The organism is Nonomuraea sp. NPDC050556 (assembly GCF_044457355.1).
Classification (GTDB): Bacteria; Actinomycetota; Actinomycetes; order Streptosporangiales; family Streptosporangiaceae; genus Nonomuraea.
The window spans coordinates 34,050-58,731 of record NZ_JBITGU010000003.1; the positions used below are offsets into that span (position 1 = coordinate 34,050).

Annotated in this window: 25 protein-coding genes and 1 tRNA gene; 14 read left to right on the forward strand and 12 right to left on the reverse strand. The window is 69.6% G+C overall.

Features of this window, described 5'->3' with window-relative positions:
• On the reverse strand, window positions 1–1,026 hold the full coding sequence (locus tag ACIBG8_RS29330) for a M48 family metallopeptidase (RefSeq protein ID WP_397346237.1): 1,026 nt from the start codon (window positions 1,024–1,026) through the stop codon (window positions 1–3).
• Window positions 1,027–1,112: 86 nt separating this feature from the next.
• Here ACIBG8_RS29330 and nadD point away from each other — a divergent pair, with 86 nt between their 5' ends.
• Window positions 1,113–1,733 carry a nicotinate-nucleotide adenylyltransferase gene (nadD, locus tag ACIBG8_RS29335; RefSeq protein WP_397346238.1) on the forward strand — a complete coding sequence of 207 codons (621 nt, stop codon included), beginning with the start codon at window positions 1,113–1,115 and terminating at the stop codon, window positions 1,731–1,733.
• 33 nt (window positions 1,734–1,766) lie between these two features.
• Here the strand turns inward: nadD and ACIBG8_RS29340 are convergent, their stop codons facing one another.
• Window positions 1,767–1,904 (reverse strand): hypothetical protein, encoded by a 138-nt coding sequence (locus ACIBG8_RS29340; protein WP_397346239.1) that lies wholly within the window; start codon window positions 1,902–1,904, stop codon window positions 1,767–1,769.
• 163 nt (window positions 1,905–2,067) lie between these two features.
• Here ACIBG8_RS29340 and ACIBG8_RS29345 point away from each other — a divergent pair, with 163 nt between their 5' ends.
• The 5 genes from ACIBG8_RS29345 (at window position 2,068) to ACIBG8_RS29365 (ending at window position 6,549) form a co-directional block, all read left to right on the forward strand.
• Window positions 2,068–3,945, forward strand: coding sequence for an ABC transporter ATP-binding protein (locus ACIBG8_RS29345; protein ID WP_397346240.1), 1,878 nt, complete (start codon window positions 2,068–2,070; stop codon window positions 3,943–3,945).
• Window positions 3,946–3,984: 39 nt separating this feature from the next.
• Complete coding sequence (gene rsfS / locus ACIBG8_RS29350; RefSeq protein WP_397346241.1) at window positions 3,985–4,380, forward strand: ribosome silencing factor; 396 nt, start codon at window positions 3,985–3,987, stop codon at window positions 4,378–4,380.
• Window positions 4,377–5,003: a histidine phosphatase family protein gene (locus ACIBG8_RS29355; protein ID WP_397346242.1), complete on the forward strand. Its 627-nt coding sequence runs from the start codon at window positions 4,377–4,379 to the stop codon at window positions 5,001–5,003. Before rsfS ends, ACIBG8_RS29355 begins: the two co-directional genes overlap by 4 nt.
• Before the next feature lie 67 nt (window positions 5,004–5,070).
• Window positions 5,071–5,143: transfer RNA gene (locus tag ACIBG8_RS29360), tRNA-Ala, on the forward strand.
• A gap of 227 nt (window positions 5,144–5,370) precedes the next feature.
• Entirely contained in the window at window positions 5,371–6,549 is a 1,179-nt protein-coding gene (locus ACIBG8_RS29365) for a WD40 repeat domain-containing protein (RefSeq protein ID WP_397346243.1), read from the forward strand.
• Here ACIBG8_RS29365 and ACIBG8_RS29370 read toward each other — a convergent pair.
• On the reverse strand, window positions 6,516–7,505 hold the full coding sequence (locus tag ACIBG8_RS29370) for a hypothetical protein (protein WP_397346244.1): 990 nt from the start codon (window positions 7,503–7,505) through the stop codon (window positions 6,516–6,518). The genes ACIBG8_RS29365 and ACIBG8_RS29370 overlap by 34 nt on opposite strands.
• 108 nt (window positions 7,506–7,613) lie before the next feature.
• Between ACIBG8_RS29370 and ACIBG8_RS29375 the strand changes: the two genes are divergently transcribed.
• Window positions 7,614–8,570 carry a GNAT family N-acetyltransferase gene (locus ACIBG8_RS29375; RefSeq protein ID WP_397346245.1) on the forward strand — a complete coding sequence of 319 codons (957 nt, stop codon included), beginning with the start codon at window positions 7,614–7,616 and terminating at the stop codon, window positions 8,568–8,570.
• Here the strand turns inward: ACIBG8_RS29375 and ACIBG8_RS29380 are convergent.
• Together ACIBG8_RS29380 and ACIBG8_RS29385 are read right to left on the reverse strand one after the other, a co-directional pair.
• On the reverse strand, window positions 8,548–8,922 hold the full coding sequence (locus ACIBG8_RS29380) for a cupin domain-containing protein (RefSeq protein WP_397346246.1): 375 nt from the start codon (window positions 8,920–8,922) through the stop codon (window positions 8,548–8,550). The genes ACIBG8_RS29375 and ACIBG8_RS29380 overlap by 23 nt on opposite strands.
• 5 nt (window positions 8,923–8,927) lie before the next feature.
• The gene (locus ACIBG8_RS29385) at window positions 8,928–9,302 is read right to left on the reverse strand and encodes a cupin domain-containing protein (protein ID WP_397346247.1); all 375 of its coding nucleotides are present in this window, start codon (window positions 9,300–9,302) and stop codon (window positions 8,928–8,930) included.
• A 72-nt stretch (window positions 9,303–9,374) separates the two neighbouring features.
• Here ACIBG8_RS29385 and ACIBG8_RS29390 point away from each other — a divergent pair, with 72 nt between their 5' ends.
• Window positions 9,375–9,824: a MarR family winged helix-turn-helix transcriptional regulator gene (locus ACIBG8_RS29390; protein ID WP_397346248.1), complete on the forward strand. Its 450-nt coding sequence runs from the start codon at window positions 9,375–9,377 to the stop codon at window positions 9,822–9,824.
• On the opposite strand, the gene ACIBG8_RS29395 is transcribed toward ACIBG8_RS29390, so the two are convergent.
• Complete coding sequence (locus ACIBG8_RS29395; protein ID WP_397346249.1) at window positions 9,786–10,685, reverse strand: hypothetical protein; 900 nt, start codon at window positions 10,683–10,685, stop codon at window positions 9,786–9,788. The genes ACIBG8_RS29390 and ACIBG8_RS29395 overlap by 39 nt on opposite strands.
• 55 nt (window positions 10,686–10,740) lie before the next feature.
• On the opposite strand from ACIBG8_RS29395, the gene ACIBG8_RS29400 reads away from it, so the two are divergent.
• Entirely contained in the window at window positions 10,741–11,691 is a 951-nt protein-coding gene (locus ACIBG8_RS29400; RefSeq protein WP_397346250.1) for a TIGR04222 domain-containing membrane protein, read from the forward strand.
• On the opposite strand, the gene ACIBG8_RS29405 is transcribed toward ACIBG8_RS29400, so the two are convergent.
• Window positions 11,688–12,995, reverse strand: a complete 1,308-nt coding sequence (locus ACIBG8_RS29405) for a nucleobase:cation symporter-2 family protein (protein ID WP_397346251.1) — start codon at window positions 12,993–12,995, stop codon at window positions 11,688–11,690. The genes ACIBG8_RS29400 and ACIBG8_RS29405 overlap by 4 nt on opposite strands.
• A 149-nt stretch (window positions 12,996–13,144) precedes the next feature.
• On the opposite strand from ACIBG8_RS29405, the gene ACIBG8_RS29410 reads away from it, so the two are divergent.
• The gene (locus ACIBG8_RS29410; RefSeq protein ID WP_397346252.1) at window positions 13,145–14,176 is read left to right on the forward strand and encodes a serine hydrolase domain-containing protein; all 1,032 of its coding nucleotides are present in this window, start codon (window positions 13,145–13,147) and stop codon (window positions 14,174–14,176) included.
• On the opposite strand, the gene ACIBG8_RS29415 is transcribed toward ACIBG8_RS29410, so the two are convergent.
• On the reverse strand, window positions 14,157–15,137 hold the full coding sequence (locus tag ACIBG8_RS29415) for a helix-turn-helix transcriptional regulator (protein ID WP_397346253.1): 981 nt from the start codon (window positions 15,135–15,137) through the stop codon (window positions 14,157–14,159). The two genes, ACIBG8_RS29410 and ACIBG8_RS29415, sit on opposite strands and share 20 nt — an antisense overlap.
• 44 nt (window positions 15,138–15,181) lie before the next feature.
• On the opposite strand from ACIBG8_RS29415, the gene ACIBG8_RS29420 reads away from it, so the two are divergent.
• Window positions 15,182–15,634, forward strand: coding sequence for a hypothetical protein (locus ACIBG8_RS29420; protein ID WP_397346254.1), 453 nt, complete (start codon window positions 15,182–15,184; stop codon window positions 15,632–15,634).
• Here ACIBG8_RS29420 and ACIBG8_RS29425 read toward each other — a convergent pair.
• From ACIBG8_RS29425 to ACIBG8_RS29440, 4 genes are all read right to left on the reverse strand, one after another.
• Window positions 15,621–16,436, reverse strand: coding sequence for a hypothetical protein (locus ACIBG8_RS29425; RefSeq protein WP_397346255.1), 816 nt, complete (start codon window positions 16,434–16,436; stop codon window positions 15,621–15,623). The two genes, ACIBG8_RS29420 and ACIBG8_RS29425, sit on opposite strands and share 14 nt — an antisense overlap.
• A 64-nt stretch (window positions 16,437–16,500) precedes the next feature.
• Window positions 16,501–16,899, reverse strand: a complete 399-nt coding sequence (locus ACIBG8_RS29430) for a hypothetical protein (RefSeq protein WP_397346256.1) — start codon at window positions 16,897–16,899, stop codon at window positions 16,501–16,503.
• A gap of 40 nt (window positions 16,900–16,939) precedes the next feature.
• Window positions 16,940–18,727 (reverse strand): Na+/H+ antiporter NhaA, encoded by a 1,788-nt coding sequence (gene nhaA, locus ACIBG8_RS29435; RefSeq protein ID WP_397346257.1) that lies wholly within the window; start codon window positions 18,725–18,727, stop codon window positions 16,940–16,942.
• Between the two features lie 147 nt (window positions 18,728–18,874).
• Complete coding sequence (locus tag ACIBG8_RS29440; protein ID WP_397346258.1) at window positions 18,875–20,245, reverse strand: Dyp-type peroxidase; 1,371 nt, start codon at window positions 20,243–20,245, stop codon at window positions 18,875–18,877.
• A gap of 150 nt (window positions 20,246–20,395) precedes the next feature.
• Here ACIBG8_RS29440 and ACIBG8_RS29445 point away from each other — a divergent pair, with 150 nt between their 5' ends.
• From ACIBG8_RS29445 to ACIBG8_RS29455, 3 genes are read left to right on the forward strand one after another with little or no spacing between them, the layout of a single operon-like run.
• A complete protein-coding gene (locus ACIBG8_RS29445) occupies window positions 20,396–20,935 on the forward strand; it encodes a hypothetical protein (RefSeq protein ID WP_397346259.1) in 540 nt (179 codons plus the stop codon).
• Entirely contained in the window at window positions 20,923–21,582 is a 660-nt protein-coding gene (locus ACIBG8_RS29450; protein ID WP_397346260.1) for a LuxR C-terminal-related transcriptional regulator, read from the forward strand. The genes ACIBG8_RS29445 and ACIBG8_RS29450 overlap by 13 nt, the downstream gene beginning before the upstream one ends.
• A complete protein-coding gene (locus ACIBG8_RS29455) occupies window positions 21,579–24,590 on the forward strand; it encodes an ATP-binding protein (RefSeq protein ID WP_397346261.1) in 3,012 nt (1,003 codons plus the stop codon). The genes ACIBG8_RS29450 and ACIBG8_RS29455 overlap by 4 nt, the downstream gene beginning before the upstream one ends.
• Window positions 24,591–24,682 lie beyond the last annotated feature (92 nt).

The following is a 24,682-nucleotide window of genomic DNA, read 5'->3' on the forward strand; positions in this document are numbered from 1 at the left end:
TCAGCTGCCGTCGCGGCGGGAGAAGCGGTTGAAGATGCGCTCGCCGGCGTTGACCGCGCCTTCCGCCACGTCGCGCAGCACCCCGATGAACGGGTCCTGCGACTCCGACCAGGACCGGCGGTAGGACTCGGCCGCCGCCTTGACCTCGTCGGTGACGCGGGCGTTGGCGTCGTCCTCGCGGCGCGGGTAGTCGCCGCCGATGATGCGCTCGTACTCGCCGCCGCGGTGCCACTTGTCCAGCTCGGCCACGCGCACCACGGCGAACGGGTGGGTGGTGCCGAGCAGGTTGAGCACCTTGAGGAAGCCGTCGCGCAGGTCGCCCGCCGTGTCGTACTCCTGGTACTGGGCCAGGAACGCCTCGATGTTCATCTCGTGCGTGTAGTCGCCGCCGGCGAGCTTCATCAGCGCGCGCTTGGCCGACTCCGGGTCCTGGCCGGTGAGCAGGCCGCCGCGGTCACAGGAGAGCTCGGACTTGCGGTACCACTCCTCCAGGCCGGCGACGATGGCGCGCAGGCCGATGTAGCCGAGCGGGATCCACGCCACGCGGGTGGCCAGGCGGGTGAGGATGTCGAGCATTGTGCGGTAGACCGCGTGACCCGACAGGATGTGCGCGGTCTCGTGGCCGATGACGAAGCGCTGCTCCTCCTCGTTCATGAGGTTGAGCAGGCCGGTCGTCACGACGATGAACGGGTCGTCGAAGCCGATGGCCATCGCCTGGACCCTGGGGTCCTGCTGGACGTAGATCTCGGGGACCCGGTGCAGGTCGAGGGTGTAGGCGGCGTCGCGGCCCATGTCGTAGAGCGAGCGGAACTGGGTCTCGCTCACGCGCACGGCGGAGGCCAGGTACATCAGGCGCAGGCGGCGCTCGCTGATCAGGCCGGACATCTGCTTGAGAACCGTGTCGAACCCACTGAGCTTCCGCAGAGCGACCAGCGCGGACCGGTCTGCGGGGTGTTCGTAGGCACGGGACGAGATGCCGGGCAGTTGGACGCGGTTGCGGTCCGGGGTGGTCGTCATGCCCGGCATGCTACGTCGGCGGCGAGAGTGATGCGCGATTCCTTTAAGAAGGGGGCGACATCAGGTCGTTTACGGCTTGCGCGTATGGTCTCTGCATGATGAACGCGCCCAGTGTCCAGGGGAAGCGACGCGTGGGGGTGATGGGCGGCACGTTCGATCCCATCCACCACGGTCACCTGGTCGCCGCGAGCGAGGTCGCTCACCATTTCGAGCTGGACGAGGTCGTCTTCGTGCCGACCGGCCGGCCGTATCAGAAGGCTGAGCGGGACGTTTCCGCGCCTGAGGACCGGTATTTGATGACCGTCATCGCGACGGCGTCCAACCCGCGGTTTTCCGTGTCGCGGGTGGACGTGGACCGGCCTGGGCCGACGTTCACGGTGGACACGTTGCGGGACATTTGCGACGTGTACGGGCCGGATGCGGAGCTGTACTTCATCACCGGCGCCGACGCGCTGGCGGCGATCCTGACGTGGCAGGACGCCGAGGAACTCTTCGAGATCGCACATTTCGTCGGTTGTACGCGGCCGGGCCACACCTTGCAGGACCCGGGGTTGCCGCCGGGGAAGGTCTCGTTGATCGAGATCCCGGCACTGGCGATCTCGTCCTCGGAGTGCCGGCAGCGGGTGGCGGACGGCGAACCCATCTGGTACCTGGTCCCGGACGGCATCGTCCAGTACATCAACAAACGCGGCCTCTACCGCGACCAAGGCGCCTGACCCTCCGCCCGACGGACGGCATCAGCGCCAGGATCAGCCCGGCGTACCCGGCGAGGACATCGCGTCGACGACGATGAGCGTCGCGACCGCTGTGGCGACCGTCAGCGGGTCCTTGAGCATGTGTGCCTTCGACCCGACATACCAGGCGAGGTCGGCGTGCTGAAGGTGCACGGGGAGGGCCGCGAAGATGGGGCCAGGACGGTCGATGCCCTCTGGCGTCTTGCCCTCGCGGACTGGTGGAGGTGTGGTGCCGAAGCGTGGCCGGGGGTCATGTGGGGAGATATTTGCAGGCAGAAGTCGCTTTTATGTGTCGATCGCGGGGAACGTTCCGATCATGGCGGAAGAGGAGGAGTCCCTCGACGGTCTTGAGTTGAATGAGGAGTCGTGGTGGGCGCACGACGCCGAGGTGGCCTCCTCGGGGTTCTTCACCATGCTCCGGCGGCTTCCGCTCCTTGTCCGGGATCTGCTCAAGCTGTCCTGGCAGACCAGCAAGGTCGACACCGCGATCATGGTCGGGGCGACGCTGGTCTCCGAGGTGTTCACCGCGCTCGGGTTGCTTGCCACTACCGATGTCTTGTCGCAGTTGTTCGCGGCTCTTCCTACGCCTGATCGGGTTCTCGCGGCGTTGCCTGCCATCGGGCTGCTGGTTGGTGCCATGGTGTTGCGGGCGGCGTTCGCTGAGGCGTCGCAGTGGGCCAGGGCCAGGCTCCAGCCGCTCATGGGCAGGACCGTCGACGCCCGCCTCGTCCGGCTCACCTCGCGCATCGACCTCGTGGCCTTCGACGACCCCGACTTCCACGACCACCTCCAGCGGGTCTCGCACGGAGCCAACCGCGGCGCCAACCAGCTGCTCTGGGCAGTCCTGGAAACCCTCACCGGGCTCATCGGGCTCCTGGCGGTCTCCGGGGCGCTCGCCGTACTCCATCCCTCGCTCGTCCCGCTGATCCTGCTGGCGACCGTGCCCGCCGCATGGGCGTCGGTCCGTTCGGCCCGCGTCGGCTACCAGATGAGCGCCGGGCTGGCGGCCGCCTACCGACGGCAGTCGACGCTCAAGGGGCTCATGTCCGAGCGTGCCTCGGCGGCCGAGGTCAGGTCGTACACGATGCGGTCCTACCTGCTCGCCGAGTACGACCGGATCTTCCGCTGGGTCGTCGGCTACGAGCTGCGCGCCGCCAGGAGGCAGCAGCTCGCGGGCATCTGGGGGCAGCTGCTCAGCGCCGTCCTCACCGGCGTGGTCTACGTGGCGCTCGGGCTGCTCATGCTGGCGGGAGCCGTACCCCTCGCCGCCGCGGCCACGGCGGTCTTCGCGATCCAGCGGGCCGGAGGCGCGACGCGGGCCGCGCTGGACGGGGTCAACTCCGCCTACGAGGCCGGTCTCTACTACGAAGACTTCCTCGCCTTCTGCGCCGAGGCTGAGGCCAGGGTCCCGGCGGACGGCACCGTCAAACCGCCCGTCGACCTGGACCTGGTCGAGGTCAAGGACGTCACCTTCACCTACCCGGCCGCCGAGGAGGCGGCGCTGCGCGGGGTGAGCGTGCACATTCGGCCAGGGGAGATCGTCGCCCTGGTGGGCGAGAACGGCTCGGGCAAGAGCACCCTTGCCAAGATCATCGGAGCGTTGTACGCACCAGAGTCCGGCACGATCACGTGGGGCGGCGTCGACCACCGGCAGATCGACGCCGACGCGCTGAGGGAGCACATCGCGGTCATCGCGCAGGACTTCACCCACTGGCCGTTCACCGCAGGGCAGAACATCGCCCTCGGACGGCACGACTCGGGTAAGGACCTGGACGACGTGCTGGCCGCCTCGGGGGCCGACGCGGTCGTGGCGCGCCTGCCGTACGGGCTGGACACCATGCTGGACCCCAGCTACCGGGGCGGGACGGAGCTGTCCGGCGGGCAGTGGCAGCGCATCGCGGTGGCCCGCGGGCTGTACCGGGACGCGCCGCTGCTCATCTGCGACGAGCCGACCGCGTCGCTGGACGCGCGATCGGAATATGCCATCTTCGAGAGCATCAGGCGGCATGCCGTACAACGGACGGTTTTGATGATCACGCACCGGCTGGCCAGCGTCCGGTGGGCGGACCGGATTTACGTGCTCGAAGAAGGGTGCGTCGTTGAGCAGGGGACACACGCGGAACTCATGGGGCTGGAAGGGGTCTACGCCGAGATGTACACGCTGCAGGCGAGGGCCTACGCCCAGGAAGGGTAACCTCTTAATGTAACCAACTCAGGAGGACAGACCCGCATCGTGACCGCATCCGACAGAGCCGTCCAGCTCGTCAAGATCGCCGCCGAGGCAGCGGCGGACAAGCTGGCCGATGACATCCTCGCCTATGACGTGAGCGAGCAGCTCGTCATCACCGACGCGTTCCTGCTCTGCTCCGCCACCAACGACCGCCAGGTCCGCGCCATCGTCGACGAGATCGAAGACCGGCTGCGCATCGAGGCGGACGCCAAGCCGGTCCGCCGTGAGGGGGAGCGTGAGGGTCGCTGGGTCCTCCTCGACTTCCTCGACATCGTCGTGCACGTGCAGCACGAGGAGGACCGCACCTTCTACGCCCTGGAGCGGCTGTGGAAGGACTGCCCGGCCATCCCCCTGCCGGAGAGCGTGACCCAGGCCAACGCGCAGCGGGCCCGCTCTTGAGTAAGCGGATCGTCTGTCTTCGCCATGGGCAGACCCTGTGGAACGTGGAGCAACGCTTCCAGGGGCACACCGACATCGCACTCGACGAGACCGGCCTGGCCCAGGCGGCCAGGGCGGCCTCGCTGCTGGCGTCGCTGCGCCCCACCCTCATCGTCTCCTCCGACCTGTCGCGGGCCAACGAGACCGGGCTCGCGCTCGGGCGGCTCGTCGGCCTCGACGTGGCGGTCGACAAGGACCTGCGCGAGCGGGGCGGCGGTGAGTGGGAGGGCCTGACCCGCGACGAGATCGCCGCCCGGTGGCCGGAGGAGTACGTCGCGTGGGAGGCGCCCGGCGGTGAGCCGGTCGCCGACGTGGCGGCGCGCGTCTCGGCCGCCATGCGGCGGTGGGCCTCGTCGCTCGACGACGGCGGGTTGCTGGTGGTGGCCTCGCACGGGGCCGCCCTGCGGCTGGGCATCTGCGCGATGCTCGGGCTGCCGGAGGAGCTGTGGTCCTCCATCGGCGGGCTGGGCAACTGCTCGTGGTCGGTGCTGGAGGAGGGGCGCCGCGGGTGGCGACTCGTCGAGCACAATGCGGGTACGCTGCCGGAGCCGATCAACAGCGACGACTCGCCTGGGACCGATTAGGCGAATGTGTGCGGAGGGCTATATGCTCTCCGAGCGCCGCAACGAGGGTTTCTCGGTGCGGTGACCAGGGGCTATAGCGCAGCTGGTAGCGCACCTCCATGGCATGGAGGGGGTCAGGAGTTCGAATCTCCTTAGCTCCACAGATGTTTGTCGAAGGGCGGCCGGTATCCGGCTGCCCTTGATCATTTTTCGGACTCCTGATGTGATTCGGCACGTGCAGATCGATCGTGCTGACCTGATGCGGTGTTTCCTCGCCTGCCTGCTCATCGTGGGCGTTGCGGGGTGGATCGAAGAGGGCGCGAGGCGGGGCGCCGAGCGCGAGGCGCTGGCGCGCAGGCTGGCGCTCAGGGGAGCGGAGCTTCGCGAGGTGGATCCGGACGAAGCCGGATGGCTTGGTGCGGCAGCCGTACGCCTGCACGCCGACGCCCAGACGCGGGGCGCCCTGGCCGACACCCTCGCGAACGGCGGACTCGTCGACTTCCACCAGGTCAGCCGATCCGACGAGGTGGCGATCGCGGCCGATGGCTCCTTCATCCTCGCCCTCCCCTACCTCGGAAAGGTGCGTCGATGGGATGTGCGCCAGGAGCGCACGGAGGAGAAGACGCTTGACTTCAAGAGCTCCTCGCTTGACTTCAAGAGCTCCTCGATCGACCGGATGGCCATGTCGGCTGACGGGCGCACGGTTGTGACCGCCGATGACTTCGACGGCTTCACCCTGTGGGATCTCGACGAGCGATCACGCCCGCGCAAGCTGGCCTTCCTGCCGAGCGTGGGGTCCTTCGAGCAAATCGTCCTGTCGCCCGACGGAACGACTGCCTTGGTCTCCTACGACGACATAGACGATGACCTGGATGTTGTGAACGTGGAGATATGGGACTTCAGGCGAAAGTCCCATCCGGCCCTCCGCTCGACCCTGAAGGTTCCGGGTGATTACCTCTCTGACCTGGCCCTCAGCGCCGACGGCAAGACGGCTGTGGCGGTTCGCGGCGACGGGGCGGGTTGGCTTGTGTGGGATCTGACTGATCCGGCACATCCCGCCGAACGCCAAGGCAATGACCGGCAGATGGAGTCCGTCGCGCTCAGCCCCGACGGGCGCAGGGCCGTGTTCGGCACGAGAAAGGGGGCTGAGGTCTGGGACCTCGGCGACCACGCGAGGCTGGCGCGCGTGGGGACGATGGGCGGGGAGTTCCATGACGTCTTCGCGGTCGCCCTGGCCCGCAAAGGGGACCTGGCGCTCATCGCCGACTATCGCGGACGTGCCGTCCTGTGGGATCTGACCGAGCCGTCGCGACCTGTCAGGTTGGCAGCGCTGAGGACGGGGGTGGGCGTCGTGGAGGCGGTGGCTCTCAGCGACGACGGACGCACCGCGGTGATGGGCAGCCCGCGGAGCGGCCCACGGGTCTGGGACCTCTCGCAGGTGGATCGGGATCCGCTCGCGAGCTTCTGCCGCCAAGCGGGCGACGTGATCGCGGAGGAGTACTGGGATCAGTACGCCGAGGGGAATGGGTCCGCCTATGCCGATGGGGACTTCCGGCTCTGCGACTGACGGAGAAGGGCCTCGAGTGCGGGCGTGAATCTGGTCAGGGAGCTTTCGATCCCCTGCTCGCCGTAGATCACCGAGCGGGCGATCATGACGGCGAAGAGCTTCCCCGATGCGGCTGTGCAGGCCACGTCGTTGTGTGCCTGGGCCGCGTCGGCGATCGCCTGGGCCTGGTCCGGGGTACGGGCCTCGCCGAGGAAGGCCAGCAACGTGTTCTGGGGTGCTGCTCGGTGGTCGCCGTGGACGCTGACCACGCCTGGGAGGTTCGTCACCAGGTGTTCCTGGTCGGCCACCCATGTGGGGTAGAGCTCGCCGGCCAGGGTCACGCCGTCCACGTCGTACGCGTCGGCGTCCAGGGCCAATGCCAGTTCGAGGCCCAGGGAGGCCAGGTCGGCCTCGGGGGCGTAGGGCTCGTCCTCTGTGGACAGGAGGACGGTTCCCTCGTCTGTCTGGATCTCCGCGTAGCCCCAGTCGGCGCTCAGGTCCACCTCGTCGGCTATCGCCTCGGCCAGCATGTCGGCTGTGTCCTCCGATGCCCTGGACGCTGGGCCTGCTATGGCTGCTTCGAGGTCCAGGTTGAGGCGTTGGGCGGCGTAGGTGACGATCGCCGCGGCCCAGGAGGCGTCGCGCCAGTCGATCCTGTCCAGGTCGATCATTGCCAGGGCGTCGTAGGCGGCGGACACGTGGTCGGGGTTCCGGGTGCGTAATGCGGCCAATGCGCTTCGGCGGGCGAAGGTGATGAGGGTGTAGAAGTCATCCATCGTCAGGCGATCTCGGGCTTCTCCCCGGTTTTCGCTGAGGAAGCTTGCTATCTGGCTGTCCTGAGGGGTTTCTGTCCAGCGCCAGAGCTCCGTCGCTGCCGCTGGGTAGCTGACCTCCGCCAGTGGAGAGGGGCCTGCGGCGATGTGGTCTGCGGCCGCCAGCTCGCCGCCGAGGATCAGAGGGTCGTTGTCGTCGGTCATGGTGGGGACGCTAGGGGCTCCAACCTGTGGTCCGTACGGCTGGCGGCTGATTTGGTATCGCGGGAGAAGGAAAGTTTCACAAGGTGTTGTTGTGAGAAACTTTCTCTCATGACTCGGGTCGCTGTCCGCGGGTTCGTCCCCGGAGATGAGCTCTCCCTGATCGAGGCGTGGAACCGCAGCATGCCCGGCGATCCCACGACGGCCGCGTGGTTCCGTGACTGCGTGCTGCTCGATCCCAACTTCGACCCCGACGGGCTGCGGGTGGCCGTCGTGGGTGGGCGGGTGGTCGGGTGTGCCTATGCCGTACGGCGGCTGACACCGCTCGCGCCGGGCACCGATCTTGAGCCTGAGGCCGGGTGGATCCCGTTCTTCTTCGTCGAGCCCGCGCAGCGTGGTGGCGGGCTGGGGCGACGGCTGCTTCGGGAGGCGCTCGCCTTCCTGACGGGTGAAGGGCGGACACGGGTGGACTTCGCCTCCTACACGCCCAACTACGTGCTGCCCGGTGTGGATCCCGAGCTGTATCCCGAGGCCGTCAAGGTGCTCGGCGACCTCGGGTTCGCGACGTTGTACGCGCCGGTGGCGATGGATCGCCGTCTGGTGGGGTATGTGACGCCGGACGACGTCCGTCAACTGCAAATCAAGCGGGAAGAAGAGGGGTATGAGGTCCGGAGTCCCCTGGATGGGGAGCTGCCGGAACTCATCAGGTTCGCCGCCAATGTCTTCAACCCCGACTGGGGCGAAGCTATCCGGAAATTTCGGGATAACGGGCGGCTTGTCATCGCGCGTCGCGGGGCGATCGTGGGGTTCGCGGCTTACGGGGCCTACCGGGGGATACCGGAGAGGTTCGGGCCCTTCGGGGTGGATCCGCGGGAGCGGGGCACCGGGCTCGGCAAGATCCTGCTCCATCACACCATGACCAGGATGCGCGCCGAGGGACTGCACTCCTCCTGGTTCCTCTGGACGGGCGAGGACAGCCCGGCAGCCCACCTCTACACGAAGGCGGGCTACTCGGTGACCCGCCGCTTCCACGTCATGAGGTGGACTACGAAGCCCACGGCGGGGTGAACGGGTCCATCCCCGGCATGATCGCCTGAGCGCCCACCGGGAGGATCGCGACCACCTTGAGCTTCTCGTCGTAGGGGTTCGAGAGGCTGAACGGGGTGTGCGGGGGCACGATCAGCGTGTCGCCCGCCTCCAGCTCGTGCGTCTCACCCTCCAGCTCGGCGACCCCGCGCCCGGTCACGACCACGAAGATCTCCTCGCGGGTGACCTGGTGCGGCGTCGCCGGAGCGCCGGGGTGCAGGGCGAACCGCCACATGGACGTCTCGTCGGCGCCCCTGCTGGGCGCGGCGCCGCCCTTGGCGGTGACGTGGTCGAGCTCGAAAACGGGGGAGTCGGCTGCGGAAACAATGGGCATCGTGATCACCTGGCCATCATGGGAACGAGGGACTCGCCGCTGGCCATGGTGGCCACGGCGCCGACCGGCAGCGAGACGATCGCTTCGAAAAGCTCATCGCTCTCGTTGCCCAGTCCGAACATGCAACCCGCCGGCACGATGATCGTGTCACCGGCCGCCACGTCGTGGCGCTCGCCGTCCAGCAGGGCGTAACCCTTGCCCGCGATGAGGACGAGCACCTCCTCGTGGTCGAAGAAGTGCGGGTCGGGCTTGGTGCCCGGCTTGACGCTGGTGCGCCACACGGAGGTCTCCTTCGCGCCGCTGCTGGGCGAGGCCAGGCCGGTGAAGGTGACGTGCGGCAGTTCGAAGACGGGGGCGGTGGTGCCCTTGTTGACTGGCAAGATATCCTCCAGAAGAAGTAGACAACCACAGTTGTACAACCTTGGTTGTATATATGTCAACGGGAGTTTGCGGTGGACTTCGGGATCCTGCTCGGCCTCGCCTACAACCAGTTCGTGAGCGAGCTGCACGACTACCTCGGGGAGCTCGGCTTCACCCACCTCAAACCGGCCTTCGGCTTCTCCTTCAAGGTGCTCGCCGTGGAGAGCATGACCACGAGCGGGCTGGCGGTGAGGCTCGGCGTCACCCCGCAGGGGGCGGCCAAGACGGTCGAGGAGATGGTCGCCGCCGGGTTCGTGGAGCGGGTGCCCGACCCGGCCGACGCCAGGAGCAGGCTGCTCGTCCTGACCCCGCGCGCCCACGCGCTGCTCGCGGCAGGGCACGAGTTCCACCAGGAGTTCGAGCGGCGGCTGGCCGCCTCGCTCGGCGCGGAGAAGGTGGGCGCGCTGCGCGAGGTGCTCGACGCGATCGTCGAGCGCAGCGACTCACCCGACGGCCTGGCCCGTACCCTGCGTCAGCTGTGACCACCACGCCTGCCTGCGGTGCGAGCGCAGCAGCCGGACGTGCATCGCGTGCAGCGCCTTGCTGTTGTGCGTGTTGACCTCCAGCTCGGACGCGTCGCGCATCCACCTCATCGCCCGCCCCCCGCAGGTGGAGCACGCGCACGTCTCCCGCCTGAGCCGTTCCACCGGCACGAACTCCAGCCGCTCGGCGACGAAGGCGCTGCGCGCGCCGCCCCTGCGCCAGCCGCCGACGGCCGCGTGCGGCTCGGGATACAGGTGACGCAGCACCTCGCGCACGCCGATCGCCGCCCACTCCGCGCCGCAGGCCAGCGCGCCGAACGCGGCCACCCCCGCCGACATCAGGGGCAGGCTCAAGGGCTCGTATCGTCGCAAGCTCCTCAACTGCGTATACGGCGGGCCGTCCTCGACCACCAGCGCCACCGGCCCGCCGTAGGCGCGCACCGCGCCGAGCAGCAGCTCCCTGTCCCGCGTCACCCAGCGCGGATGCACGGGCAGCACGGCGACCGCGCCGTCCCAGCCGGTCGCCTGGTCGAGGATGGCGGCCAGCGCCTCGTGATCGCCGTCCCCGACGTACCCGGAGTCGGTCAGTACGGCTGTCGCGCCCGCCTCCACCTGGTCGGCGATCCAGTGCGGCGACAGGCGTGCCGTACCCCTGATCCGCGCCGAGCCCGCGTAGCGGCGGCGGTCGGCCATCACCGGCCCGTCATAGCCGTGGCGGCGCACCATCCGGATCGCGTCGTGCGCGGCCTGGCCGGTGAAGAGCAGCCCGGAACCCGGGTGACCGGCCAGCTGGACGGCGTCGTAGACGTCCCTGGCGCTCACCTGGATGAGCAGGCGCTCGCGCAGCTCCACAAACGCCATATCCCTACATATCCGACAATGGAACCTTCCTTTGTGGATTGATCGTCATACAGGCATGGACATCGTCCTCACCCTGAGCGCCTTCGCCGTCCTGCTCCTCGTGGTCGCGTCAGCGGCCTGGACGGCGTTCGCGCTCGCGGCGGCCAGGGTGCCGCTGCCGGTCGGCCTGGGCCTGTACGAGACCGCCTACCTCAAGGGCGGCCCGCGCCGCGTGATCAACACCGCGCTCGTCTCGCTGGTGGACAAGGGCGGCGTGCACGTGTCCCGCGACGGGACCGTCACGCCGGTCACGGGGTACGGTGACCGTTCCGATCCGGTGGAAAGCGCCGTCTACCAGCAGGTCAGACGCAACAGGCAGGGACGCAGCGCCGCCCAGGTACGGCACGCGGTCGCCAGGCACCGCGCCATGGCCGACCTGACCGGCCGCCTGCGCGAGGCGGGGCTGCTGAAGGGGCCTGGCGAGGTACGGCGGGCGGTCAGGCCGCTGCGCTGGCTCCGGGTGTGCATCGCGGCGGCGGGCGTCGTGGCCCTGGCCTCCGCGCTGCCGCTGCCGTCGATCCAGGTGCGCACGCTGGTGGTCGCGGCCGTGGCCGCTGCACTGGGGCTGGCCTGCCTGTACGTGCTCGGGCCGCGGTTGCGCAGGCAGCTGACGATGCCGGGGACGGGCGGCGAGGAGGTCGCGGCCGGGGCGGCCGCGCCGGTGGCGCTGCACGGGCTGGCGCGGCTGCCGGACAGGGAGCTTTCCGAGGCGCTGCGCAGGGACACCCGGGTGCGCGCGCGGAACTCGTCGCGCCGGGTGGGCGGCGGGGGCTACGTCGCCACCTGCTGCGCGCCCGGCGAGTGCGGATCCCACAGCCACGACCCGATGCCCGGCTACGGCAGCGGCTCCTGCGGCGCGCTCGTCGGCCCTTCCGACTCCGGTGGCGGCGGCGGTTGTGGGAGTGGCTCCTCCAGTTGTGGCGGCTCCTCGGGTTGTGGCGGCGGAGGTTGCGGAAGCGGCTCCTAGGCGACCTCCTCCTCGGCGGTGACGAAGAGGTGGTTGAAGAGGAGGTTCAGCACGATCACCGTGATGCAGCCCGCGCTGATCCCGCTGTTCATGATGATCTGCGCCCACTCGGGGAACTTGGCGTAGACGCCCTCGGCCCCCAGCGGCACCAGCGCGACCCCGATCGACAGCGCCACGATGAGCAGGTTGGCGTTGCCGTCGAAGCGCACCTTGGTGAGCGTCCTGATGCCGCTCGCCGCCACCGTCCCGAACATCGCGATCCCCGCCCCGCCCAGCACCGGAGCGGGCACGGCCGCCACGATCGCGCCCAGCGGCGGGAACAGGCCGAGCAGCACCAGGATGCCGCCCGCCGTCGCCACCACCCATCTGCTGCGCACGCCGGTCAGCCCGACCAGGCCGACGTTCTGCGCGAACGCGGTGTAGGGGAAGGTGTTGAAGACGCCGCCGAGCGCGCTGGACAGCCCGTCCGCGCGCAGCCCGTCGGCCAGCCTGCGCGGCGGCAGCTCGGACTCGGTGATCTCGGCGACCGCGATGAAGTCGCCGGTCGTCTCGGTCATCGACACCAGCATCACGATGATCATCGAGCTGACCGCGGCCACCTCGAACGTGGGCAGGCCGAAGTGGAACGGCGTGCTGACCCCGATCCACTCCGCGTCGCCCACGTGGGAGAAGTCGGTGAAACCGAACGGGATCGCGACCAGCGTCCCCGCCACGATGCCGAGCAGCACCGCGACCCGGCCGACCGCGCCGCCGACGAACCGGTAGATGAGGATGATCAGCAGCAGGACCGATCCGGCGAGCGCGAGGTTCCTCGGCTCGCCGTACGAGGGGGAGCCGACCCCGCCGGCGGCCCACTTGGCCGCGACGGGCAGCAGCGAGATGCCGATGATGGTGATGACCGTGCCGGTGACCAGCGGCGGGAAGAAGCGCAGCAGCCTGCTGAAGAACGGCGCGAGGGCCACCACGACCAGTCCGGAGACGATCACCGCGCCGTAGATGGCCGGGAGGCCGCCGCCCGTGGTGCCGACGAGGACCATCGGGGTGACGGCCGCGAACGTGCAGCCCTGCATGATCGGCAGGCGCACGCCGAACCGCCACACGCCGACGCACTGGATGAGCGTGGCGATGCCGGAGATGAGTAAGTCGGCGTTGATGAGGTAGGCGAGGTCGGCGGGCGGGAGCTTCATGGCGCCGCCGACGATGAGCGGGACGGCGACCGCGCCCGCGTACATGGCGAGCACGTGTTGCAGGCCGAGCGCGCCGAGCTGGGTGGCGGGCAGCCTCTGGTCGACGGGATGTGTCATGCGGTGCTCCTGCGGTCGGGGGGTGCCGCTAGTAGATCAACCGCTTGTTTCATGCGCGTTATCCGTAAGGATGAAACTGGGGTTTTCCGCAGGAGGGTGTACGGGCGCCCGCATGGTTCGCCGCCTGCGGCTTTTCTACCGTTGACCGCATGATCAAGACACTTGCTCTCGCGCTCGCCCTCGCCAGTCCGGTGCCGCAGCAGGAGCTGACCGCCGTGATGAACGACCTCGTCGAGGCCAAGGCCATGACGTCCACCTTGATGCTGGTTCGTGAGGACGGTCGTGACTGGACGGCGAGCGCGGGGGTGCGCGACCTCGTCTCGCGCAAGCCAGCGGACGCCTCCGGATATTTCCGCATCGGGTCGGTGACCAAGACCTTCGTGGCGACCGTGGTGCTGCAGCTCGCCGACGAGGGCAAGCTGGCGCTCGACGACCCGATCGACAAGCATCTGCCCGGCACGCTCGGCCGTCCGGTGACCGTGCGCCAGGTGCTCGATCACACCAGCGGCGTCTTCGACTACGCGGGAGCGGGCATCCCCGGCTGGTCGGTGCGCGACTACCGGCCGGTCGAGACGCTCTACGACCAGACGCCCCAGGAGCTGCTGGCCGTCGGCCTGTCCAAGCCGCCGTACACCGCCTGGCACTACTCCAACACCAACTACGTGATCGCCGCGATGCTCGTCGAGAAGCTGACCGGCCGGCCGTACGGCGAAGCTGTCAAGGAGCGCGTCCTGCGCCCGCTCCGGATGACCCACACGCTGTTCCCCGGGCACAACACGGGCATGCCGCGGCCGCACGCGCACGGCTACGCCGCCTACCAGGGCAGGATGGTCGACGCCACCCGGATGAACCCGTCCCTGGAGTTCGGCGCGGGAGAGATGATCTCCACGACCGCCGACCTGGCGACGTTCTTCGACGCGCTCCTCGGCGGCAAGCTCACCAGCCAGGCCGCGCTCAAGGAGATGCGCCAGACCGGGAAGCAGGGCTACGGGCTCGGGCTGCAGGAGTTCAAGACGCCGTGCGGCACCAGCGTCTACGGGCACAGCGGTGGCACGTTCGGCTACGTCACCTACGCCGTCAGGTCCGACGACGGGCGCACGCTGGTGATGTCCGGCACCCCCTACAGCGGCAAGCCCGCCTACGACCCGCTGGCGAAGGTGTTCAAGGCGACGTTCTGCTGAGGTAGCGCTCGGCCAGGACGCGGGCGGTGTCGGCCATGCGCGCGCGGAGCTCGGCGGGCTCCAGCACCTCGACGTCGACGTCGAGCTTGAGGAACTCGCCGAGCGCGTGGCCGACGCTCTCGATCGGCAGCGTCACCGTGGTCCAGCCCTCGGCGTCCGGCGGCCCTGCCGTGTCCCTGGCGGCGGCGACGACGCCGGGCGTCATCAGGTCGTGCAGGCGCTCCAGGCCGCGCGGCGACAGCCGTACGACCGCCTCGCCCTTGCGCAGGCGCGCCTCGAAGTCGGCGAGGTAGCGCTGCCAGTGGGCGGCCAGGTCGAAGTCGTCGGGGCGCTCGAAAAGCTCGTCCAACGCGTGCAGGTGCAGGATCTGCCAGACGCGGTAGGTGCGCACGCCCGTCCCGCTCTGCGCCACGACGTACCACCTGCCCGCCTTGAGCACCAGCCCGTACGGCTCGAGCCGCCTGGTCACCTCGCCCTTCCAGCTCTTGTAGCGCACCTCGAGCACCCGCTGGTTCCACACCGCGTCGGCCACCGCCTGCAGGTGCGGCAGCGGGTCGCGGTCCCGGTACCAGGCGGGCGCGTCGAGGTGGAACCGCTCCTGGATCCGGCCCGCCCGGTCGCGCAGCTCGGCGGGCATCGCGGCCATCAGCTTGAGCTGCGCCGCCGTGACGACCGCGCCCAGGCCCAGCTCTGCGGCTGGGCCGGGCAGGCCGGACAGGAACAGCGACTCGGCCTCGTCGCCGGTCAGCCCGGTGAGCCTCGTGCGGTAGCAGTCCAGCAACTGGTAGCCGCCGGACGGCCCGGCGTCGCCGTACAGCGGGACGCCCGCGGCGTGCAGCGACTCCACGTCCCGGTAGATCGTGCGCACCGAGACCTCGAGCTTCTCCGCCAGCTCCCTGGCGGTCATCCGGCCGCGGGTCTGCAGGAGCAGCAGGATGGAGAGGATTCGAGAAGCACGCATACCACTGACAATAGATGTCAGTGACCCAGGCTTACGTTCTCCCCATGAACAACTTCGAGTTCCTCGTCGGCAACTGGGACGTGCAGAACCGCAAGCTCGCCAAGCGCCTGGCGGGCAGCGACGACTGGCAGGAGTTCCCTGGCAGGACCGTGGCCTCGGCGCCGCTCGACGGCAACGCCAGCTTCGACGAGATCCACTTCCCGACCGAGGGCTACAAGGCGCTGACGCTGCGCCTGTTCGACCCGGAGACCGAGCTGTGGTCGATCTACTGGGTCAGCGGCAAGAACGGCATCCTCAGCCTGCCGCCCGTGGTCGGCCGGTTCGAGGGCAACGAGGGCCGCTTCTACTGCGACGACTCCCACGAGGGCACGCCGGTGCGGTGCCGCTTCATCTGGACCGTCGTCGACGCCGACCACCTGCGGTGGGAGCAGGCCTTCTCGGTGGACGGCGAGCAGACGTGGGAGACCAACTGGACGATGGAGTTCACGCGGGCCTGACGCTCTCCATCACCTGGTCCACGGGGGCGCGCTCGCCCTTGCCGTCGGGGGAGGTCATGCCGAAGACGTAGGAGATGGCGTCGTCTGCGGTGTAGAGCAGGACGATGCGGACGTAGGTGGGCGAGCGGGTCGCGTCCTTGAACACGATGCGGAACGATGCCGTGGCCGCCGGGCGGCCGTCGATCTCCAGGCTGCGGGTGGAGACGGCCTCCCGGCTGCCTTCCTGCGGGGCGAAGAACTCGGCGTTCCTGAAGGCGACGGACTTGGCCTGGGCCTGGAGCTGCTCGGGGGACGCCTTGCCGGTCACCTTGGCGCCGTGCGGGAAGGCGACGACGACCGCGCCCTCGTCCTTGGCGGGTTTCGCCTTGGGGGCGATGCTGCTGGTGAACGGCTTGGTCAGGTTGTCCTTGCGCTGCTCCCAGGCCGGCGGGAGGGCGTAGGTGACGTGCGCGCCCGTGTCGGTGACCCGGGGGCCGTGGTCCTGGCCGGTGCTGATGGCGGTGGTCGTCGAGCTTGCCCGTACGCCGAGGATCACGGCGACGGCGAGTGCCGCGATGACCAGGGCGATGCCGCCGACCAGGATCACCCACCACCAGGCCGACTTGGGTGCCTTGACCGGCTCGTACTCGGGGACGGGCGGGAGCAGGTCGGGCGTGTAGTCGAGGCGCCTGGTCTGCGGGACGTAGCCCTGGGGCGGCGGTGGTGGTTGCTGCTGGGGGCCGGTGCCCTGGGGTTGGGGCCAGCGGTGGCGGATGGTGGCGCTCTGGTCGGGTACGGGTTCGTCCGGCCGTTGTGGGTTCATGAGCGTTCCCCGCTGAGCATCGCTGACATCGAGGGCAATATATCCCGATAAACCGGCAGGTGGTTCAGTAACCCTGACCGGGCGGGGGACCGTACTGCTGGGGAGGCTGCGGGGGCTGCTGCCACTGCTGCGGGTAGCCGGGCTGCTGGGGGTAGCCGGGCTGCTGCCCCTGAACGCGGTTCTTCGTGGCGGCGCTCCCGATCAGCAGGCCGAACCCCACGCAGAAGAGGATCATGGAAATGCTGTTCGAGATCATGAACATCGTGCTGATGGACATGCCGAACCTGTCCATGAGGTCCGGCAACACGAAGGTCTTCAGCGCTCCCAGCACCGTGTAGAGGGCGAGCACGATGCAGCCGATCACCCCCAACGTGGCCGCCCCGCCCCGGCGCGATCTGGCGATGAAGATGACGCCGACAATGGCCAGGATCAACTGGGAGGCGTAGAACACGACGCCGAACATGCTGCCCAACAAAGGTCACTCCAAGCTCTAGGGTGCACGATCACGCTAGGGCATCGCGGACGGCGCGGTCGAGGGAGGCCAGGTCGAGCCCGCCCTGATGCCGCACCCCGTTGATGAACAGCGTCGGCGTCCCGCGCACCCCGCTCGCCAGCCCGCCCTCCTGGTCGGCCGCGATCCGCCGCATGTGCCGCGGAACGTCCGCCCAAGCCTCCACCTGCAACTCGTCCGCGTAATGCGTCAGGTCGGCGTCGTTCAGGAACCGCTGGTTGTCGTAGAGGATGTCGTGCATCTCCCAGAACCGCCCCCGGTCGGCGGCCGCCTCGGACACCAGCGCCGCCGCCACCGCGTGCGGGTGCATCTCGCGCAGCGGGAAGTGCCTGAACACGAACCGCGCCGACGGATACCGTTCCAGCAGCTCGGCCATCACCCCGCTCAGCCGCCCGCAATAGGGGCACTCGAAGTCGCCGTACTGCACGATCGTCACCCCGGCGTCCACCGGCCCCCTGACGTGGTCGCCCTCGTGCACGGGTACGGCCAGCAGGACCGGCAGCTCCTCCTCCGGCTCGGCGTCCGGCGGCGCGCACACGCCGCCCCTGTCCCACGCCATCCGGAAGATCAGCCAGCCCAGCAGCGCCGAGATCAGCGACCCGGCCACAATGCCGATCTTGGCCTGCGACTGGATCGCCGGGTCGTCGAAGGCCAGGTCGACGATGAACAACGCCACCGTGAACCCGATGCCCGACACGGCGGCGCCGCCGAGGAGCTGCCCCCAGACCAGGTTGCCCGGCAGGACGCCCCAGTTGAGCCGCAACGGCAGCCACGTGCCGGCCATGATGCCCAGGATCTTGCCGAGCGCCAGCCCGAGCGCGATGCCGATGGCGACCGGCGACGTGGCGGCGGCGGCGAGAGATGCGGCGTCGAGCCGTACCCCCGCGTTGGCCAGCGCGAAGATCGGGACGATCAGGTAGGAACTCCACGGGTGCAGCCGGAGCTGGAGCCGCTCGTTGACCGACACGGCCCGCTGCACGCTGAGCGCCGCCTCGCGGGCCAGGGCGGGGGTGGGGGAGCTGGTGAACTCCTGTACGGCTTCGCCGGCGCGCAGGAGCTTGTGGTCGCTGGGCGCGTAGACCAGGACCAGGGTGCCGAGGACGATGCCGATGAGGGTCGGGTGGATGCCGCTCTGCAGGGTGGCGACCCAGAGCGCGATGCCGAGGATCACGTAGGCGGGGGAGCGCCAGATCTTCAGCCAGCGCAGCGTGACGATCAGCGCCAGCAGGACGGCGGCCACCAGGAGAGCGGTGGCGGAGAGGTTCTCGGTGTAGAAGATCGCGATGATGAGGATGGCGAGGACGTCGTCGACGATCGCCAGGGTGAGCAGGAACGCGCGCAGCGGGTCGGGGCAGCGGGCGCCGACGATGGCGAGGAGGCCGAGGGCGAAGGCGGTGTCGGTGGCGATCGGCACGCCCCAGCCGCCCGCGCCCGGTCCTCCGGCGTTGAGCGCGAAGTAGATGGCGGCGGGGACGATCATGCCGCCGAGGGCGGCCACGGTCGGCACCGCGATGAGCCGCTTGTCGCGCAGCTGGCCGACGGTGACCTCGCGCGAGATCTCCAGGCCGATGACGAAGAAGAAGATCGTCATCAGGCCGTCGTTCACCCAGTGGCGCAGGTCGAGCGAGAACTCCGCGGTGCCGAAGGACAGGCCGAGGGGGGTGTGCCAGAACTGCTCGTAGGTGTCACCCCAGGGGGAGTTGGCCCACAGCATGGCGAGCACGGTGGCGATGATCAGCACACTCGTGCTGCCCACCTCGGTCCTGAAGAATGCGCGCACGGGGGACGATCATAGGTCGCCCCCCAGCGCCACCCACCCCCGCCCCGCCGTACCCCAACCCCCCCGTGGGGGAACTGGTTTCTCAAGGAGGGATGCGTCCTCACAGGGTGACCGCCCAACGGGACGATCACCCTTCAGAGGGGAGGGTCAGAGCCCACGCAAGTACGCCAGGGACGGCATGAAGAAATACTCCCCGCCCTTCATCGTGATCGTCTGCGCCACCTGCGCGTGCGGCGCCGACTGCTCGGGCTTCCCCCACACCTTCGGGAAGGTCACCTTGACGACCCGCTTCCCCTGCCCGATGACCGGGTCGTGCCCCGTCCCCTCGACCTGGAACCCCTCGTTGTTCACCCACGACTGCTGCGTGAACTCGAACTGGCTGAGCAGGCTCGAGTTGAACGCCATGAACAGCAACCCCACCTCCCCAGCAGGCCGAGTCGAGGGAGCCGCGTCGTCCCACGGCTGGTCGGACCGCGTGCCGTACGTCTGACCGCGCCGGGCCATCAGCACCTCCCGCCCGAACGACCGCGGGTTGGTCTTCCTGATGTGCCCGCTGAACGGGCACTTCGCCCCCTCGTCCCCGTCGAAGGTGAAGTCGTTCGACACAGGCCCCCCAGCCGCGGCCCCCTTGCTGGTGACCGGCGTGCCGTCCTTGAACCGGCCGATCAGCAGCGCCCCCGCCCGGTCCCGGTCGGAACCGTCGAGGTCGAGGCTGTCGGCGAGGTCCTGCTCGATCTCCTTGAACGCCCTGACGTTCTGCTCCAGCTTCCTGAACACGAAGTAGCTGCCGAAGTGCCGGCTGGGGTTCGGCGAGAACGGGTCGGCCACCAGGATGTTCTCCAGCGGGAACGCCGGGTCCCAGTGCCGCTTCGGCTCCTTCTCGACCTCGTCGGCCAGGAACAGCGGCTGGCTGCGCCCGTCCACGTAGCCGAAGTGCTCGATCCCGTCCCCCGCCGGGTTGCGCATGCCCTGCCCGGTCTCCTCCCCGAGCAGCCGGGCGCTCTCCGGCAGGTCCCCGACGATCTGCTCGCGCAGAGCCTCGACGCTTTCCGGTACGGCGTCGCCGATGAGGATCACGGCGTGGATCTCACGCTGGTAGACGCGCTCCCACTCGGTGACCGCCGGGTCGTCGACCTCGGCGATGCGGTTCTTCATCCCGTCGCGGAAGACCTTGTCGCCGAACTTGCGCACCTGCTCGACGGTGTGGCCGAGGTCGCGGTATCCGGCCTTGCTGATCCCGATCCCGACGTACGGCGTGCCCTTCGTGCCGTGGGCGTTGAACGCGCGCACCTCCTCCAGGTGCTTGCGCGCCGACTTCATGTGCGTGGTGGCGATCTGGCGCAGGTAGCGCTTGCCGTCCGCGACGTCGTTGAAGCGGACGAACAGCACGCTCAGGTGCTCGCGCACGTGGGCGCGCAGGATGTTGGGCTGCAGGTTGTCGAGCATCGCCTTGGTGTCGGCGTCGAGCGCGGCCGAGTCCCAGGCGAGGGGTCGGTCGTTCTGCAGGTTGACTGGCATGGTTCTCCCCGTAGTGATGTATCGGGCCCCGTAGGGCAAATTCCCTCATATCCCTTGGGTCTCATGTGGGAAATCCGCGTTTCCCGACGATGTTGCGGAAACCCGCAACCGCCTTCTCCTACGGGGATCCGGCGGTTCAGCATCGGGGCCATGTCTCTCTACCTGACGCGCATGCCGCTGCTCGCCGGGGCGAACCCCTTCGTGACCCTCTACGAGGACGACCAGCCGACCGCGTACGCGTCCGTATGGCGGGTCGACTGGTCGACGCACGGCTCGGGCAACGTGGTCATCCTGTGGACACCGGGGCAGCTCAGGATCGTCGGCGACGACGTACGGCTGGCGGAGTGGATCGAGGAGCAGTTCGTGCGCAACTTCCCCGAGGCGCGCGCGCTGCCGTCGTGGCCCACGGCGAAGGTGGAACGCGCCTCCGTGTCGGTGCGCTGGTCCTCGGCGCGCGCGGGGGACATCACGATCTCGCTGGACGGGGTCCTCGACGCGCGGCCCTTCGCCGTCGACGACTTCCCGCTGCGCGGGGTCAGCCACGGGTTGTCGATGCAGATCCTGCCGTGCTCGAAGGCGACGGTCAGCGTGGGCGGCGTCGCCGTACCGGGAAGTCCGCAGGTCAGCTGGGACGGCGGGCGGCCCGCCTCCTCGGCGGTGGTGACTGTCCACGAGGCGTGGAGCGTGTGACAATGACCGGCGTGCTGGAGATGCCCGGAGTGCGCCGCGTGCCGTACAGGGAGTTCTATCCGCGCTTTCGCGAGCTCATCGGCCGGGGCCGGCGCGAGCACCTGGCCATCTACACGGGGATGAGCTTCGACCCCGACGCCGTCGAGCGGGCGCTGCCGCATGCGCGCGAGCGCAGGGCGCGAGGGGTACGGCTGCGCACGATCGCGCCGGTCGGCTCGGCAGAACCGGACATCTCGCCCGAGGATCTCGCGGCGCTCGACGGCGATCACCGGCGGCTCGTGCGGCCGCCGCTGTGCCTCGACATCATCGACCGGCGCGTCGCCATGCTCCCGCTCGACCCTGGCTGTCCTGAAGGTGACCAGCTCGAGGTGTGGGCGCCGTCGCTGGTGGCCGGGCTGCTCGCGCTCTTCGAGCGGCAGTGGGCGGCTGCCCGGCCTTTGGACTCCGGGCTGACGTCCAGGGAGCTGGCGGTGATCGGGCTGCTCGCCGAGGGGTGCACGGACGCGGTCGTGGCCCGCACGCTGGGCATCAGCGAGCGTACGGTCACCTCTACGGTCCGCGGCCTCCTCGACAGGTACGGCGCGCGCAGCCGGTTCCAGCTCGCGGCAATCTTGTCGGTGCCGCGGGATACCGTCTCCTCAAGATGAATCTGATCGGGCGTGAGCACCCCGCCGCGCTTCTGCGCGCCGAGATCGGCCGGGCTGCCGCCAGCCACGGCGGTCTCGTGCTGGTCACCGGCGAGGCAGGCATCGGCAAAACCACGCTGGTCAGCAGCGCGGCCGAGGAGGCCAGGGAGCTCGGCGCGCTGGTGCTCAGCGGTGCTTGCTGGGACTCGGAGAGCGCGCCTGGCTACTGGCCGTGGACGCAGGTCGCGCGCGGCATCAGGCGCGGCATCCCGCGGGAGGAGTGGCAGGCGCTGCCGCCGCTGCTGGAGGGTGACGACGAGTTCAAGCTGTTCGACGCGGTGACCACCGGGCTGGTCGCGCTCACCGAGCTGCGGCCGGTGGTCGTGGTGCTCGACGACCTGCACTGGGCCGACCCGGCTTCGCTGCGGCTGCTGGAGTTCGTGGCCAAGCACACGTGGTTCGAGCGGTTGCTGCTGGTCGGCACCTACCGCGACGGGGAGGCGTCCGCCGAGCGGCTGCTGCCGCTGGAGGCCAAGGCCACGATGATCACGCTCACCGGGCTCGGGCCTGCCGAGGTGGGGGAACTGGTCAACAGGACGGTGGGCGGCTCGCTGGCCGCCGACCTGGTCGCCGAGGTGCACCGGCGCACCGGGGGCAATCCGTTCTTCGTGGAGCAGACGGCGCGGTTGTGGCGCAGTGGCGGGTCGATCACGGCGGTGGCGCCCGGGGTGCGGGACGCGGTGCGGCGGCGGTTGTCGCTGCTGCCCGGGTCCGTGGCCGGGTTGCTCAACGACGCGGCGGTGCTGGGGGCTGTTTTCCACCGGTCCGTGCTGGCGGGGCTGGCCGGGTTGCCGGTGGCGCACGTGGACCGGCTGCTGGACGAGGCGCTGGCGGCGCGGCTGGTGGTGGCGCGGGGCGGGGGTTCGTTCGCGTTCGCCCACGACCTGGTGCGCGAGACGCTCTACGCCTCGATCGACGACCTGCCCGTACGGCACGCCGCGGTGATCCGTACCGCCTATCCGGCGGGTGCGCAGCTGATCCCCACCGAGCTGGCCCGGCACGCCTACCTCGCCGGTGACCATCTCGAAGCCGCCCAGGTGACCGACCTCCTGCTGGCCGCCGCGACCGATGCCGCCCGGCGGTTCGCCTACGACGAGGCGCGCCTCCACCTGGGCAGGGCGTACGAACGATCGGCCACGCTCGGTCAGGAACGGCGGGCCACGATCGCGCTCGACCAGGGCAAGGCGCTCTACGGGCACGACAGGGACGCCGCGTGGCGCGCCTTCGACGAGGCCATCGCGATCGCGAGGTCGCTCGACGACCCCATGCTGCTCGCCAGGGTCGCCCTGTCGATCAACGGCATCTACCACGCGGACCCGCCCCAGCGCGACGACCTGCTCCGCGAGGCGCACGCCGCCCTCGTCGGCGGCGAACCGCCCGAGCCTTCGCAGCTCACCCAGGAGCTCGCCGTACACCTGGCCATCCACGCCAGGAGCGGTGAGGACGTCGACGCGCTGGTGTTCGGGCTGTGGGCCCACCACGACAGCATCTGGGGTCCGGGCACGGCGGCGACGCGGCTGGCGCTGACCGAGGAGGTGCTCACCCTGGTCAGGCGGCAGGGCGACCTCGACACCGAGCATTTCGCCGCGGCGCTGCGGTGGGTGGCGCTGATCGAGCTCGGCGACCCCGCCTATCTCGACGCGTTCCGCGACTACGAGGAGGTGGGCAGGCGGGGGCGTGACGCGCCGCGGATCCGGCTGTCCGAGGCGGTCGACGAGAGCATCGTGCACGCGTTCACGGGGCGATTCGCGTCGGCGCAGCTGCTGCTCGACGAGGTCGTGGCCGAGGGGGACAATCCACGCTTCGGATACATGTGCGACCACCACCAGTGGGCGCTGTATCTGCATCAGGGCCGGTTCGACGCCCTTCCCGCCGTGCATGCCTCCCTGCGCGAGGGTCGCCATCCGTACGTCGACATGCTCGAAGGGCTGAGCGCGTTGCGGCGGGGGGACGCTGATCTCGAACGGCTGGCGCTGGTGCGTGAGCCGCGCGAACGGTCGGTGCGGCCGTTGTGGCTGCGTTTCCAGGCGGAGCTGGCTGCCGCCTCGGGCGATCCGGTGCTTTGTGAGCGGGTCAGGGGGTGGATGGCGCCGCACCGGTCGGAGTGGGCGGTGTCGATGTACGGGTGGGATCTGAGCGGGCCGATCGCTTTGTGGCTGGCCGAGCTGGATGCGGCGCAGTCTCGGTGGGGTGCGGCGGTGGAGTTGTACCGGGAGGCTTTGCGCTCGTCGGAGCTGATGCGGGCCCGCCCGTGGGCCCTGGAATCCCGCATCGGCCTGGCCGCCGCTTTGACCGCCGTCGGGGAAGTCGCCGAGGCGGCGACGCAGGCAGCGGAGGCGCGCGCTGAGGCTGAGGCCCTCGGCATGACCCATTTGCTCACCAAACTCCCACCCACTCCCGCTGTCCTGCGTGATGACGTCGAGGGAAACGTGTTCAGGCAGGAAGGTTCCGTGTGGACGCTCACCTTCGCCGGGCAGTCCGTGCACCTACCTGATGCCAAGGGCCTCAACGACCTGCGCCTCCTGCTCACCCACCCAGGTGACGACGTCCCCGCCGTGCAACTGCTCGACCCGACGGGCGGCGAGGTGGTGGTGGCGGCGAGCAGGATGGGCGGCGACGCCGTCCTCGACGACGAAGCCAAGGCCGCGTATCGCCGCAGACTCCGCCAGCTCGACGACGAGATCGACCGCGCGGTCGAACGTGCGGACGACGAGCGGGCGGCGTCGTTCGACAGGGAACGCGAGGCGTTGCTGGCCGAGCTACGGTCCGCGACCGGCCTCGACGGACGCGACCGGCGGCTGGGGGATGCGGCGGAGCGAGCCCGCAAGACGGTGACTGCCCGCATCCGGGACGTCCTCCGCAAACTCGACCACCTCCACCCGGCCTTGGCCGCCCACCTCCGAGACTCCATCTCCACGGGCGCCACCTGCCGCTACCAACCTCCAGAAGAAACCCCCTGGCACTTCTGACGCCCAACCAAGGCGCATCCCCAGCACCCGACAACCCACGGCCCACCGGACATCGCGCCAGGCGAAGGCGCCTATGTCGGGCACCCGCCCCT